This is a genomic window from Streptomyces sp. WAC05374 (assembly GCF_004353505.1).
GTDB lineage: Bacteria > Actinomycetota > Actinomycetes > Streptomycetales > Streptomycetaceae > Streptomyces.
The window spans coordinates 21,623-34,741 of sequence record NZ_SMNQ01000001.1 but is presented as its reverse complement, the minus strand read 5'-3'; the positions used below and the strand labels follow the sequence as shown (position 1 = coordinate 34,741).

Annotated in this window: 12 protein-coding genes and 1 pseudogene; 6 read left to right on the top strand and 7 right to left on the bottom strand. The window is 68.9% G+C overall.

All coding sequences use genetic code 11. The features are described 5' to 3' along the window. Positions 1–28 precede the first annotated feature (28 nt). Entirely contained in the window at positions 29–535 is a 507-nt protein-coding gene (locus E2B92_RS00170) for a hypothetical protein (RefSeq protein WP_126882884.1), read from the bottom strand. Between the two features lie 166 nt (positions 536–701). Further along, positions 702–3,260 carry a tetratricopeptide repeat protein gene (locus tag E2B92_RS00165; RefSeq protein WP_126882885.1) on the bottom strand — a complete coding sequence of 853 codons (2,559 nt, stop codon included), beginning with the start codon at positions 3,258–3,260 and terminating at the stop codon, positions 702–704. 942 nt (positions 3,261–4,202) lie between these two features. On the opposite strand from E2B92_RS00165, the gene E2B92_RS00160 reads away from it, so the two are divergent. Then, entirely contained in the window at positions 4,203–4,442 is a 240-nt protein-coding gene (locus E2B92_RS00160) for a hypothetical protein (protein ID WP_126882886.1), read from the top strand. Beyond that, positions 4,442–4,819, top strand: coding sequence for a fic family toxin-antitoxin system, toxin component (locus E2B92_RS00155; RefSeq protein ID WP_126882887.1), 378 nt, complete (start codon positions 4,442–4,444; stop codon positions 4,817–4,819). Before E2B92_RS00160 ends, E2B92_RS00155 begins: the two co-directional genes overlap by 1 nt. Before the next feature lie 88 nt (positions 4,820–4,907). Here the strand turns inward: E2B92_RS00155 and E2B92_RS00150 are convergent, their stop codons facing one another. Then, positions 4,908–5,678, bottom strand: coding sequence for a transposase (locus E2B92_RS00150; RefSeq protein WP_133087343.1), 771 nt, complete (start codon positions 5,676–5,678; stop codon positions 4,908–4,910). A gap of 93 nt (positions 5,679–5,771) precedes the next feature. Between E2B92_RS00150 and E2B92_RS00145 the strand changes: the two genes are divergently transcribed. Beyond that, positions 5,772–6,533, top strand: a complete 762-nt coding sequence (locus E2B92_RS00145; protein ID WP_126882889.1) for a transposase — start codon at positions 5,772–5,774, stop codon at positions 6,531–6,533. Between the two features lie 159 nt (positions 6,534–6,692). On the opposite strand, the gene E2B92_RS00140 is transcribed toward E2B92_RS00145, so the two are convergent. After that, positions 6,693–7,205, bottom strand: coding sequence for an allene oxide cyclase barrel-like domain-containing protein (locus E2B92_RS00140; protein WP_126882890.1), 513 nt, complete (start codon positions 7,203–7,205; stop codon positions 6,693–6,695). Between the two features lie 260 nt (positions 7,206–7,465). On the opposite strand from E2B92_RS00140, the gene E2B92_RS00135 reads away from it, so the two are divergent. Both E2B92_RS00135 and E2B92_RS32550 read left to right on the top strand, forming a co-directional pair. Beyond that, a complete protein-coding gene (locus E2B92_RS00135; protein WP_126882891.1) occupies positions 7,466–8,362 on the top strand; it encodes a LysR family transcriptional regulator in 897 nt (298 codons plus the stop codon). Between the two features lie 166 nt (positions 8,363–8,528). Next, positions 8,529–8,666 carry a hypothetical protein gene (locus E2B92_RS32550; protein WP_160159711.1) on the top strand — a complete coding sequence of 46 codons (138 nt, stop codon included), beginning with the start codon at positions 8,529–8,531 and terminating at the stop codon, positions 8,664–8,666. 829 nt (positions 8,667–9,495) lie between these two features. Here E2B92_RS32550 and E2B92_RS00130 read toward each other — a convergent pair. Both E2B92_RS00130 and E2B92_RS00125 read right to left on the bottom strand, forming a co-directional pair. Further along, a complete protein-coding gene (locus E2B92_RS00130; RefSeq protein ID WP_235023683.1) occupies positions 9,496–9,882 on the bottom strand; it encodes an NUDIX domain-containing protein in 387 nt (128 codons plus the stop codon). A gap of 129 nt (positions 9,883–10,011) precedes the next feature. After that, a pseudogene (locus tag E2B92_RS00125) lies at positions 10,012–10,743 on the bottom strand (PIG-L family deacetylase); the annotation flags it as partial. 780 nt (positions 10,744–11,523) lie between these two features. On the opposite strand from E2B92_RS00125, the gene E2B92_RS00120 reads away from it, so the two are divergent. Then, positions 11,524–12,390 (top strand): esterase/lipase family protein, encoded by an 867-nt coding sequence (locus tag E2B92_RS00120; protein WP_160159710.1) that lies wholly within the window; start codon positions 11,524–11,526, stop codon positions 12,388–12,390. A gap of 196 nt (positions 12,391–12,586) precedes the next feature. Here E2B92_RS00120 and E2B92_RS00115 read toward each other — a convergent pair whose 3' ends face one another. Then, positions 12,587–12,934, bottom strand: coding sequence for a DUF6233 domain-containing protein (locus E2B92_RS00115; RefSeq protein ID WP_126882894.1), 348 nt, complete (start codon positions 12,932–12,934; stop codon positions 12,587–12,589). Positions 12,935–13,119: the final 185 nt, after the last annotated feature.

Here is a 13,119-nt window from a genome sequence, read left to right as displayed (position 1 = left end):
ACTGGCGATATGCCTGACTCCAGAGGCTTCAGTGGAGCGGGTGCGAGCGCTGATGCTGATCAGGCGAGGCGAAGCTCAGCCCATTCTCGTCGAGAGCATTGAAGACGGTCACCCGACTCGTCTCGAAGACGAAGCTGACATCGGCGTTTCCCTGAGCCAGATCCCTGCCTGTCCACTCGAGCAGTTCGACCCCATTGAGAGACAGCCCCCGCACAGCCTGAAGTCCGGGAAGAGGCTCGGAACGCCACTGCAGGTCGAAGCCGGTCCACCGGACAGGGCCACTGGGGTCAATCGTGTTCCACGTGAGGGAAAGATCATCGAACTTGTGATGATTGATCTCGACCTGCTCGCCCTCGAAGTCGAACAAGACCGGGCAGTCACAGAACCACTCGTCGTCCTGGCGGTCCCAGACCATCCAGACTCTCGTCAGAGTCCGGCCGGCAAGACCACGCAGGCGATGCGCATGCTCCCGCACGACCTCACTCCGGCGGTTCAACCACAACGGCTGGTAGCCCTCGATGCCAAAATCGAACATCGCGTCATCTTGTCAGAGCTGCCTCACGTCAGCTCGACGCAGCCCAAGCGAGAGGCGACCGGCCCCTTTTCAAACACTCCCGCCGGGACAAAACGCTCTTTAAGCGCCGCTGACGCCAAGTCCGTTGACGCCGCCCGCCACCTAGGGATCACCTCCGGGCCCCGGCTTAAGGAGCGTCGTTGTCGCCAGCCGGCATCTGTCTAAGGTCGGACAAGTAGTTCCGGTGGAGGACGGTGGTTTCGTGGTTCGGACCCAGCGCGGCTTCGATGATGGCCAGCGCCCGCTCTGCCAGCGGTAGGGCGTCGGTGTGCCGCCCGAGCTCCACCCAGATGTCGGCGAGATTGCTCAGACGGATGCCGGTGTCAGGGTGGTCGGGACCCAGCGCGGCTTCGGTGATGGCCAGCGCCCGTTCATCCAGCGGCAGGGCGTCGGCGTGTCGCCCCAGATCCGACAGTGTACGGGCGAGATTGCCCAGACGCACAGCAGTGTTGGGGTGGTTGGGACCGAGCGCGGCTTCGGTGATGGCCAGCGCCCGCTCTGCCAGGGGCAGGGCGTCGGTGTGCCGCCCCAGCGACCCCAACCGAAGGGCGAGGCTGTCCAGGCGCACAGCGGTGTCGGGGTGGTCGGGACCGAGCGCGGCTTCGGTGGTGGCCAGCGCCCGCTCTGCCAGGGGCAGGGCGTCGGTGTGCCGCCCCAACGCTCCCAACGTGCGGGCTAGGTGGCCCAGAGCGGCGGCGGTGGCGGGGTGGTCGGGTCCTAAGGTGGCCTTGGCGATGGGCACGGCCCGCTCTGCCAGGGGCAGGGCTTCCGCATGTCGCCCCAGGTCTTCCAGCGTGCGGGCGAGAATGTTCAGCCGAGCAGCGGTTTCGGGATGGCTGGGGCCCGACACCATTTCGGTGACGCGCAAGGCCCGTTCCGCCAGCGGAAGGGCGTCTGTGTGTCGCCCCAATTCCCCCAGCATGCGGGCGAGGTTGCCCAAGCTGATGGCAGTGGTGGGATGGTCCGGGCCCAGGGTGGCCTCGTTGATGGACAGCGCTCGTTCGGCCAGTTGCAAGGCCTCCGCGTACCGCCCCAGCTCCATCAACGTTCGGGCAAGGTTGCCCAGGCGGATGGCGGTGGCAGGGTGGCCGGGACCCAGCGCCGCCTCGGTGACGCGCGATGCCCGCTCCCTCAATGGCAGGGCTACCGCGTGCCGACCCAGCTCTCCCAGTGTGCCGGCGAGGTTGCTCATATGGATGGCGGTGGTGGGGTGGTGGGGGCCCAGCACCGCCTCGCTGACCTGCAATGCCCGTTCCGCTAGCGGCAGAGCCTGGGCGGCCTGACCGCGGGCCCGGAGATATGAGGCGGCCCCACCCGGAAGCTGCGCCGTCTGCGGGTAGGGGTGGGCGCCAGCGTAGTGGCCGGTCACTGCGTGGACGTGGGGAAGAAGGTCCTGCCAGCGAGGCCAGCACCGGACCTCCGCGGGGCTGTCGGAGGGTGTTGCCCGGTGGAGCAGAGACAGGGCGACTGCGCTGGGGTGGGGTGCGGTCTTCGGGCGGGGGCCGGGCAGGAGGCGCCGCAGCCGTGAAGGCCGGGGTGCGGGTGCGCCAGGAGGGGTGGTGGTGCGCAGGACGGCTTGGACCAGACGGTGGACGACGACGGCGGTGTCGGTGAGGGTGATCATGCTGTAGGCGGCCAGCAGTCCCAGCGCCTGATCCACCGCGTGCGTAGTCGGCAGGGCGGGGGCCAGAACATCGCGGGGCAGTGAGTCGGACGCGCAGTAGGCCAAAATCCGCAGCAATTCCACCGCGTTCGGGTCAGCGGCCTGCAGCGCGGTAAGGGTGAGGTTCCACAGGCGCGCCATGGTGCGTTGGTGAGGGTCACCGGGGGCGGTGGTGGCCAAGGTGGTGGCCGGATCGGTACGCAGCCGGTCCAGGTAGGCGGCAGGGTGGGTGCGGGTCTGAGCCAGGTAGGCGCCGGCCTGCTGCAGCGCCAGCGGCAGGTGCCCCAGCTCCTCAGCCAGGTCGGCCAGTGGCACAGTGTCGTCGTGGCCGCGGCGCCCGGTGAGGTCTCGTAGGACCGCCAGCGACGCCTCCGGAGCCAGAGTGTCCAGGTACAGGGCGGTGTCCAGGTCCTGCCAGGGCAGGTCACGACGGGTGGTGATCAGCACCTGCCCGGTGCTCAGCCTTCCCAGCCAGGGTCGCAGGTGGGCGGGTTCTTCGACGTTGTCGAACACCAGCAGCCATCGGGTGCGGCCCTGTAACCAGGTGACCGCCCACTGGGCAGCGTCCTCCAGCGGCAGCGCCCCATGCACCGGGTCCAGCGCGGCGGCCAGCCTGGCCAGCCCCGCAGTGATCTGCTCCGGTTTCCCGGCGTCGATCCACCACACCGGGCCGCCGCCTTTGTCCCGGTGGCGGCGGGCGTGGTGCAGCGCCAGCGTGCTCTTGCCGACGCCGCCCATGCCTCGCACGCTCTGCGCCACGATCCCCGTGCCGACCGACGGCAGTTGCCCCAACTGAGCCAGGACGTCCTCGCGACCCTTGAACACCCGGCTGTCCGGAGCGCGCAAGTTGTTCACCCGCGCCACGGAGCTGTCCTCCACTGCTGCCCGCAGAGCTCCTGCGCGCAGCACGACGGTGCGCTGCTCGACCCGGTTGTGGCACCCGGTGACCACTATCCCCGAGTTGTCCCCGCCGATTGCTGCCGCCTGCGCGCCAGCGGCGGACAGCCCTTCCGGATCGGTCACCGCTGCACCGTGTTCCCGTCCCCGGTCACGATCGTCCCGTGGTTATCTCCACCGACCGCCGCTGACCGCTCACCAGGCGCCACCGCACCGCTCCGAGCTCGGCGTGGGGTCGGGGAACCTGGGGAGCCAATCCACCCCACCGCCCAGGCCGCCAGCACCGCCCCCAGCACCGCGCCCGCACCCGCACCCGTGGCAATGCGCTCCGGTCGCTCCCATGGCAGCACCACATCGCCCAGCCACACACACAACCCGAACACCGTCAGCGACGCCACACCGATGGCCAGCCAGCGTCCAGCCTGCCCCATCCAGCACCCCCGCGCTCGCACGAGTCCAGGCCGCCCATTGTCCCACTCCGATCCCTCAGACGGCCATGGTTCGGCGATAAGACCGCCACACCTTCCAGCGAAGCCCTACAGCCGGCCGAGGGCTTTCAGGCCCTGACCCGAACACGCGGGGCCACCCCCGCATACGGCCGTCAACGAGCTGCGCCGCTCGACTACGCCACCCGGTCCGGACCGCCGGCGAAGCCTCCTGACGCCCGCGCGCGGGGCCCGGGACCCACGTGATACCCGCCCCCCACGGCCACGGGGACGACAACGTCTGTTGATTGCCGACACCGCCCGGGCCGAGTTGCATGCCCGGGGCGACTTCGCCGGATCCGCCAGATATGCGAGGTCGGCTGGCGCTCTAGAACCCGAGTCCGTCATCGTCGGCTCAACAACCCGGCGGCCCCGCGAGGGCCACGCCGGCGGAGCCCGCGAGATCATCCGCGCCGGCGACCCAGTCAGGATCGGTGTCTGGATCACCAAGGCGCGCACCAGTAGGCACCACACAGGCCAGCTCCCCGGCGACCACGCTCGCCGCACTAGGGGCTGGACCGGGAGGCTGCCTCTCCTGACGCTGTCACCCCACCGGGCTGGTAACGTCTGTTACCATTCTGGTATGGCGAAGACACAGCTAGGCGCGCGCGTGGATGCCGACGTCGCAGAACTTGCGAAGAAGCGAGCCGCCGACCTCGGGCTGAGCATCGGTGACTACCTCGCCAGGCTTGTGCAGGACGATGCCAGCGGCTTGCGCGCCCGCGCGGTCGACGCAGCCGCCCGCTTCCTGGCCGAACACCAAAGCGTCTTCGACGAAGCCGAGAACGCCCAGCAGGCACCCCGGGGAGCACACGCGGCCTGATGGAACTGCACATCGACGTTCCCTGGATCCTGCAGGTCGCCGAGGCCGCCGGAGCGGACGATCCGGCACCCGACGACTACGGCGTTCCCGTCTCGGCGGTCGCCCGTCACGGTGCCGAACTGTTCGAGCACCCCGTCTACGACGGCCCCTACGCCAAGGCAGCCGCCCTCGTGCACACACTGGGCCGGTGCCGCTGGCTGGAACGCTCCAACATGGCCGTCGCCGCGGCGACAGGCGTCATGTACCTCGAGGCAGCCGGGATCTCCGTCAAGCCCGACCGCGAGGACGCCATCGCCCTCAAAGACCTGCTCCTCGACCCGGCCTGCACCGCCGAGAAGATCGCCGCTGTGCTGCGGGCCTGGCCCACCGCCTCGTAACACCCCATCGCCCTGCACGACCGGGCGACTAAAGGGTGTTGCAGAAGGCTTAGTGCGGGCGAGGCTGAGTGTCGATTGACGTGCTGTTTCACCCGGCCAAGGCGAGGTTGTGCATGGTGGCGACGGTCTGGACGGCGTGATGGAGGCCGTCGCCCTTTTGGCGGCAGTCGCGGAGGATCTTCCAGTTCTTCATCCGGGCAAAGGTGTGCTCGACGCGGGCACGCACGCGCCGGTGTTCGGCGTTGTCCTCTTCCTGGCCGCGCAGGAGGCGGCGCCCGGCTCTCCTGCGGTGCGGGACGATCAGTCCGGTGCCCAGGTAAGCGCCGTCCGCGATCACCGTCGTGCCTGCCGCGAGGGCGGGCAGGCCGGACTCGCGCCAGACATGCGCATCCGCCTTGTTCCCGGGCGCCGGTCGGGCTGATGCCACGACCAGGCGGGTGTCGGCATCCATGATGACCTGCACGTTCGCGGAGAACCGGTAGTTGCGCGAGGAGGCGCCGACCGTTCGGTCACGAACCGGGACCAAGGTGCCGTCCACGATCCATAACCGTTCCACGCCCGCCACCGGCCTCGGCACCGGCTCCAGCGCGAGCAGGGGTCGCAGACGCTTAATGACCCGGCACACGGTGGCCGGCGAGCACCCGAAAAGCGGTGCGAGCTGCCGCATCGTAAGGTTCGTGCGGTAGTACACGGCCACCAGCAGCACCCGTTCGGCCAGCGGAAGGCACCACGGCCGGCCACCACCGGGACCGTTGCCGCCCCGTTCCCGCACCGCGCGAAGCAGCTTCTCAAAGCGCCCCATCGGCAACCCGGTGAACGTCTCCACCCACACCGGCTCAGCCCTCAACACCCCAGCCATACAGGCAAAATTCCCGCCACCAAGCCTTCTGCAACACCCTTTAAAGGGTGTTGCAGAAGCCTCAGTTCCGGGGATTTCTCCTGTGGGGGTGGGGTGTTGAGGGCTGACGCGGTGTGGGTCGAGACGTTCACGGGCTTGCGAATCGACCGTTTCGCGAAGCTGGTGAGAGTGGTGAAGGAGCGGGGCGGGAACGGTCCCGGCGGTGGCCGGCCGTGGAGTCTGCCGCTGGCCGACCGGGTCCTGCTGGTTGCCGTTCACTACCGCACCAATCTCACCATGCGGCAGCTCGCCCCGCTCTTCGGGATCTCCCCGGCCACCGTCTGCCGGGTCATCCACCGCCTGCGGCCGTTGCTGGCCCTGGAGCCCGCCCCGCGGCCGGTCGCCGACGTGGACCGGCTGTGGATCGTGGACGGAACCTTGATCCCGGTCCGCGACCGCGCCGTCGCAGCCTCCTCCCGCAACTACCGGTTCTCGGCGAACGTACAGGTCATCATCGACGCGGACAGCCGCCTGGTCATCGCCTCGGCCCGGCCCGCGCCGGGCAACAAGGCCGACGCCCACGTGTGGCGGGAGTCGGGCCTGCCGGCCACGGCGGCCGGGACCACGGTGATCGCGGACGGCGCCTACCTCGGCACCGGCCTGATCGTGCCGCACCGCAGAAGGGCCGGACGTCCCCTCCTGCGCGGCCAGGAGGAAGACAACGCCGAACACCGACGCGTCCGTGCACGCGTCGAGCACACCTTCGCCCGGATGAAGAACTGGAACATCCTCCGCGACTGCCGCCAGAAAGGAGACGGCCTCCACCACGCGGTCCAGGCCGTCGCCACCATGCACAACCTCGCCATGACACGGTGAAACAGCAGGTCAGGCGCCGCTTCGTCCTGCCGAAGCCCGACCTTCTGCAACACCCTTTAGGGCGTGTTGTGAAAGTGCTGGTCACAGCCATTCGTTGAAGCTGCGACCAGCACGCTTCGCTTCGTAGCGGACGGCGAGTTCGGGTACCGGGACGAGGGGTCAGAGGAGGATCTCGGCCCGCACGCGCTCGGTCGGGGTGTTGATGTCCCAGAAACGGGCGGTGCCGCGGGCGTTGCGGTACGCGCCGGTTCCGCCGGTGACGGCCATGTCGAGCGGCTTCGGTCCCTTCGTCCACAGCGCCTGCAGGGTCACGGAGCCGCATTCGAGCTCTATGGTGAGCACGCACTGCGTGGTGACGTCCGCGCCGTCCACGTGAATCACCTGGCAGGTTCCTCCGCCGCCGCCGATCTTGCGGCCGTCCTTGAGCGCGGTACCGGAGTAGACGTCCTGGTCGCCGAGGCTCGGCCCCTCCGGGGCTGCGTCGATGACATGCCACTGATCGGTGCGGAGCTGCGCCTCGACGATCTCGACCTTGGCGCGGGCCGGGGTGCCGGCTTCGGCGCCGGTGGCGGCGAGGACGCCGACCGCCGCGGCGGCCAGCGACACGGCGGCGGTCCGGGTGAGTGCGGTGCGGCGGTTGGCGGTGTGGCGCGGGCTTCCTTCGGTGACCATGGCTGGTCCTCCCCATCTGACGGGCCGTTCGGACACCGTCGACGCTATGGGCGGTGCAGTGGCAGCGTCCAAGATCAATTCCGCTATGGCGTTATGCCTCCGCAGGCATGAGGTCGCTCCGATCCGGCTCCCGGGACCGTCGCCTGCGTGGCCCCGGGGGCCGTAGGGAAGTCCACGGCCGGGTCCCTCCTCTGACCACCCGTCGGGTGAGCAGTATTGCAAGGTGGCTATGCTCGTGGTGCTTTGAAGGAGGGGCGGCAGTGGATCTGCATGCGCTTCAGCAGTTCCTGGTCGTCGCGGAGCTGGAGCACCTAAGCGGCGCGGCAGAGCGGCTGCGCGTCGCCCAGCCGTCACTCAGCCGCACCATCGCGCGTCTGGAGTCCGAACTGGGCGCGCCCCTGTTCGATCGGGGTGGCCGACTAAAGCTGAACGAAGCGGGACGGCGCTTTTACGAGCACGTGGAACGATCCCTCGGGGAGCTGGAGGCGGGACGGCGTGCCGTGGCCGAACTCGCCCGCGGCGGCGTCGGCAGTGTGTGCCTGGCATCGGAGACCTTCCTGACGGTCACCGGCCCGCTCGCGGCGTTCAAGCGGGCCCATCCAGACGTCGACGTCCAGCTCTACCAACTCCCGGCCTCCGACATGCACCGCGCCCTGCACGCGCGGGAGGTCGACCTGTGCGTCGCCTCCCAGCCGATCCCCGGCGACGGACTGGACAGCGTTCCCCTGCACGACGAGCAGGTGTGGCTGGCCACCCCGCCCGGTCACCGGCTCGCCGGACGCTCCTCGGTCGCCGTCGGGGAGCTACGGGACGAGCCGTTCGTCGCGCCGCGGCCGGGTCACTGGCAGCGCCGCCTGCTCGACCGGCTGTTCGAGGCCGTCGGGCTCAAGCCGCGAATCGTCTGCGAGGGCGACGAGCTGGCCGCCACCGCTGCCCTGGTCATCTCGGGGATGGGCCTCACGCTCATCCCCGCCATGGCCCTCCAGACCGACATCCGCGTCCCGGTCGCCTGCATCGCCGTCGACGACGACGCCTGCCGCCGCACGCTCACCCTCCACCGGGCCGCGGACGCCCGCGTTTCCACTGCCGCCCGGCTGATGCACACGGCCCTCGTCGCCTGGCCCTGGGACACAGCAGACGATCAACCGCGACACTGACATGCGGGGGCTCGGGCCGCGTAGACCCGATCACAGGCAGCGGCGCGCGGTCGAATGCGGGAGGAATCAACCGCTCGCCGTCCGCTACAAAGCGGACCCTGCTGGCCGCAACCCTTAGCCAATGGCTGTGACCAGTGGTTGGCCTGGTGTGAACGACCTTGATCTCTTGATGGACGAACCGGGCGACCGGCTGCCGCTGCTCACCGCTGGTGAGGCACGAGCCGCCGTGGCGCTCCTCGGATACCTCCAGCACGGCACGGAGCCCCCGCCGAACACGGCCCTCTGGGCACACGAACTCCAATAACGGCTGCTCCGCCGCATCCCGTCACACTGAACCACGCTGCACGCTCGGACCGTGTGGTGACCTGGGCGGGCGTATGACAGGCCCGTGGCCGTGTTGGGCGGTGTCCCGTCGGCCGGTACACACGAACGCGGGTGCGGCCTGTCCGGCTTGACTGCTGGAAAATGGTGCTGACATCCGAAGGATGGCACCGCTGCCGCCTGCAAATGCACTACTCCGCTTGTCTGTACCCGAGGATCCCCACACCACGAATCCGCGCACGCCCGCTTTCTAAAGCCACTCCGCACTCCCATAGAGGGTCCGACCTTGCAAACCAGGCGTGGCATACAGGCGGAAGATCGCGAGTGGCGATTCGAGCACCGCCTCGTAGGGCACCCGGCAAGGAGCCCCAACGCGCCCCCCGGCGCCGACTAACGACCAGCCCTGACGGCCTTGAGAAACTCTTCCCTTTCAGCCAAGGCGTCTAGATCAACCGATCGAGCAAGGCTGTGTAGACGAGGGGAAAGGTCAGCGCCGCCGCACTGGTTGAGAGCACTGCTGATCGGCAGACCGGCGAGATTGCCGTTCGCCGCGCCGGTGCCATGCGTGGTGGTGCCCCCTATGCGGGCGCCCGTGTTGTGGTTGCCGCAGGAGGTGCCGAAGGCGGGTGAAAGGAAGTCTCCGACGCCTCCGGCCGAGGCGGGACCGGCAGCGGCAACGACAGTGCCCAAAGCGGCAGCGGTGGTGAAGACGGCCGTTTTGCGACGAATCATGCCTGGTGCAACGACGCACCGCACAGCAGGTCACGAGACGTCGGCACGACGCCGGGGGCGAGGGCACAGCGGGCGGGAGGTCATGGCGCCAAGCGCCAGGCGCTGGGCACGTTGCTGGGCATGCGGTGGTCGACCTGGTGCTCGCCCTTGGTGCAGCCGCCGAAGGGGCCACTGGAGGGCCGCAGTTCCCGCATGGCGGGCGGCGTGGTGCGGCCGGCGGGGGAGACCCAGTCGACGGCCAGCCCGCGGGTGACGGTCGCCGTAACGCCGAGCTCCTCCTCCAGCTCGCGGCTGGCGCCCTGCGCGGGGGACTCGCCCTTGTCCACGGCGCCGCCGGGCAGCAGACGGGCGGGTCGGTAGGTCACGCGCTGAAGCAGCACCCGTCCTCGCTGGTCGGTGATCAGCACAGAGGTGCCGGCCCACAGGGCGTGCGAGGCGCGCAGCGCCCCGTACGCCTCCTCGTTCATAGCGACGCCGGGAGGCTCGTCGGGTGCGGAAGTCGTCGTCATCTCTCTCCGATAAGTAAGTGCCCGGACGGTGAAGGGGGCGGACAGGGGCCGGGTTGTCAGATGGTCAGTCTGATCCGGGTCCCCCTTTGCAGGGCCGGGGGTGAGCCGGGTGAAGTGCTCGGTCCGGATGATCTGGGCGCGGTCGGCTTCGGGGAGGCGGGCGAGGATGCCGGGCAGGGTCCGTTCGCGGGCGACCTCGCCGTCGTGCGCGAGGATCGCGCGCCACTTCACGTCGGCCCAGGGGGTGACGTCGACGCTGGTGGTCACGTACGAGTCCGGCACCGCGAGGACGGTCTTGCCCACCCCTTCGAGCAGGGGGCGGAGCAGTCCGACGCCGGACTCGGGGTGCGTGGCGGCGTACACCGCGGTCGGCTGCCACGGCGCGCCCGCATCCGGGTACAGGTAGGCGAGGCCGGCGGCTTCGACGGCGAGCAGGGTGATCTGGTGGGTGCGTACGTGGTCGGGGTGGCCGGTCAACTGGCCGACCGCGTCGTGGGTGACCACGATCTCGGGCTTGAAGTCGCGGATGTGGGCGACGAGGCGGCCGACTGCTTCGTCGAGGGGAGCGTCGACGAGCCGGGGCCGGCCGGGGGAGGCCTCGGGGTTGCGGGCGTCGTTGTAGCCGAGCAGCCGCGGACTTCCGGCGCCCAGGACGGCGAGAGCGGCGGCGAGTTCGGGCGCTCTGCGGCTGTCGGGGGCCCAGGTGGCGGTGACGACCGCGGTGCGGGCCCCGGCGGTGTGGTGCTGGGCGAGGACGCCTCCGGCGAGGAGCGACTCGTCGTCCGGGTGGGCGGCGACGGCAAGCAGGCTGGGCAGCACGGGGTCTCCAGGACTCTCACGGTACGGGGTGTAGGATCCGCGATTCGCTGTGCGCTGCCTCCTGCGGAAACGAAGAAATCCGCGCTCGATGCGCACCCGTCGTGTCGGCTGACTCTACGCAATCCGGGCGGCTTGGACACTATGGGTGATCACTGTCGGTAGGAGGCATGAGATGTCTGTCGCCTGCGTTTCTTGTCGAGCTCAGGAGGTGTGCGAAAGGCGACCGAGACGACAGCGGGCACAGGTCAGCACCTGGTCAGCGATGTGTTGAGCGGCGCTCCCCCGGTGTCGTGTGGGACGTAGTCCGCTGATTCCCACACGAAGCGACTGCACGGGGCAGCTCGGCGATGTTGGGGGAATCTGCTGCCGCAATGAGCTGGCGGCCGAAGCCGCGTTGGACCGCCAGCGCTCCCTGGATACGGGGACTCGGTCTGGAACGCTGCCATCGCGATCTGGCCAACCTCGGCCTGTACTGTACCCGGCTGTAGGACGTCAATGCCCGTTGACGCTCCACCGATCCGGCACGCTTCAACTGCGCCTTTTCCCCCCTTCGGCGCGCCCCCAGCAACTGCCAGTACCTCTCTACTACGGCACGCCACGGGATCCGGCAACCGTTTTGCAAGGTTCTATGGACAGCCGCTCGTGTCATTGCCATCATCCAAGGGACGTAACCCTGGGCGGGGGAGGCCCTGCACGGGGAGATGGAGAGTCGGGCGCGGTCGAGGGGGAACGATGAGACGTCCAGGAAGTATCTTCGCTGTAGTGGCGTTATGTCTGGCTATGGTGTTGGGGATCGGCGCGTCGAACGCGACAGCGGCTCCCGGCCCGACGCCACCGCCGCGCAACAACAGCTCCAACGAGACGGTCTACCTCGTTAAAGGCTTCTTTCCCGCGCAGTTCTTGCCGCCGGGTGTTAGCTGCCCGAGCCGGTGGGACGATTTCACCGAAGCGATGAGGTCGTGGGGGTGGGCACAAGAGACTCAGTTCCGCAAAGTCGGCTTCTACCGGTTCGACACCGGCTGCGACGTCAACCTAGCGCGGCTTGATGGCACTCGTGACGTTTCCCTGCAGGAGCTCGGCCGCCGCCTGGCCTGGGATATCTACGACAATTACTCCAGCCACGGCAAGAGTGTTGACCTGGTGGGCCACTCCATGGGTGGGCTGATCGTGCGGGCCGCCCTGCTCGGTGTCAAGCGCTACGGAGCAACGGAAAGGTGGCCTGACTACATCTTCGTCGAGGACGCAGTGACCCTTGGAACTCCGCACCACGGGTTACGCAGCGATTGCGGGTCGTGGTCCTTGCAATGCAAGGAGATGCAGATCGGCTCCGGGTTCATAAACTGGCTGCAAGCCGAAAAGCTGCCGCAATCTGCCCAGGGGACCGACTGGACGCTCATTGGGTCCAATGCCGACACCACTGTGGGGCTCAAAAATTTCCGTAGCGCTGCCCCGACGACCGACAGCGCGCAACACCTCGTGCGCTACGACAAGTCCGAAAAGATCGATCACAGCGAGCTGCGTGTGCTGTCCACCGGTGCCAAATCCCTGTACTACTCGAACTTCGGGTCGTCTTGGAAGTACACGACGAATGGAGCACCCCCCGTGCGTGCGGCCAGCCATGCCCTGTACTGGGAGTCGCGGTGGTGATCCAACGCATATGGCGGAACGAGCACGTGGCATCGCCCCCTCGCTGATCGGCGCTTCGTAGCAACCGCCGTCGTCGCAAGGGCCTGGCCTGACCACGGACGCTGGTCGATTCGCGGCTTCGCGAGCTTGGTTGAAGAGTACTGCTGCTTCACCGAATCGGTGTGCTGTTCGGACGGGTTGGTGACCGGCGGAGCCTCTAGCCGTCGATCACGCCGAGTTCGGTGTCTGGCCTGCACACAGCGCAGGCGTCGATCCGGTCGGCCAGGGCCCGCCGAGCAGCCTGCTCGGACACCCCGGCAGCGCCCGTGCCACGAGTACGCACGTGCCCAGGTGGACGGCCACCGGTGTGCGGGTGGCCGTCCAGGCCGCGCTGGATCAGGTACGGCGGCGGGGGTGGCGGAGCGGTCCGCTGCTGAATCTCGCGGCGTCGGGCTTCCGCTGCGCGCGCCTGCCGTACGTACATGAGCCGCACGGTCAGGTACGTCTCGATGTCGGCCAGCCGCTCGTCGTCAGGCGGGTACGGGGGTGGCAGCGGGTCGGACACGGGCTCGGTCCTGTCGGGATCGTCGTAGAGGCGGTCGTTAGGCGGCTTCGGTGACGTCAGGGGTCGGTGTGGCTGCGGCGCGCGTGAGCTTCTTCGGCTCCGAGCGGGCCTGCGCAACGCTTGTCCGTCTCGACCTCTGCCCGGAAGGGATGGCGGCTGACCTCCAGGGACAGCTCCAGGCACCG

What these genes read in the sequence shown, in the direction of transcription:
- E2B92_RS00170 (WP_126882884.1), bottom strand. Translation starts at nt 535, where the DNA reads ATGTTCGATTTTGGCATCGAGGGCTACCAGCCGTTGTGGTTGAACCGC.
- E2B92_RS00160 (WP_126882886.1), top strand. Translation starts at nt 4,203, where the DNA reads ATGGCGAAGACACAGCTAGGCGCGCGCGTGGATGCCGACGTCGCAGAA.
- E2B92_RS00155 (WP_126882887.1), top strand. Translation starts at nt 4,442, where the DNA reads ATGGAACTGCACATCGACGTTCCCTGGATCCTGCAGGTCGCCGAGGCC.
- E2B92_RS00150 (WP_133087343.1), bottom strand. Translation starts at nt 5,678, where the DNA reads ATGGCTGGGGTGTTGAGGGCTGAGCCGGTGTGGGTGGAGACGTTCACC.
- E2B92_RS00140 (WP_126882890.1), bottom strand. Translation starts at nt 7,205, where the DNA reads ATGGTCACCGAAGGAAGCCCGCGCCACACCGCCAACCGCCGCACCGCA.
- E2B92_RS00130 (WP_235023683.1), bottom strand. Translation starts at nt 9,882, where the DNA reads ATGAACGAGGAGGCGTACGGGGCGCTGCGCGCCTCGCACGCCCTGTGG.
- E2B92_RS00120 (WP_160159710.1), top strand. Translation starts at nt 11,524, where the DNA reads ATGGTGTTGGGGATCGGCGCGTCGAACGCGACAGCGGCTCCCGGCCCG.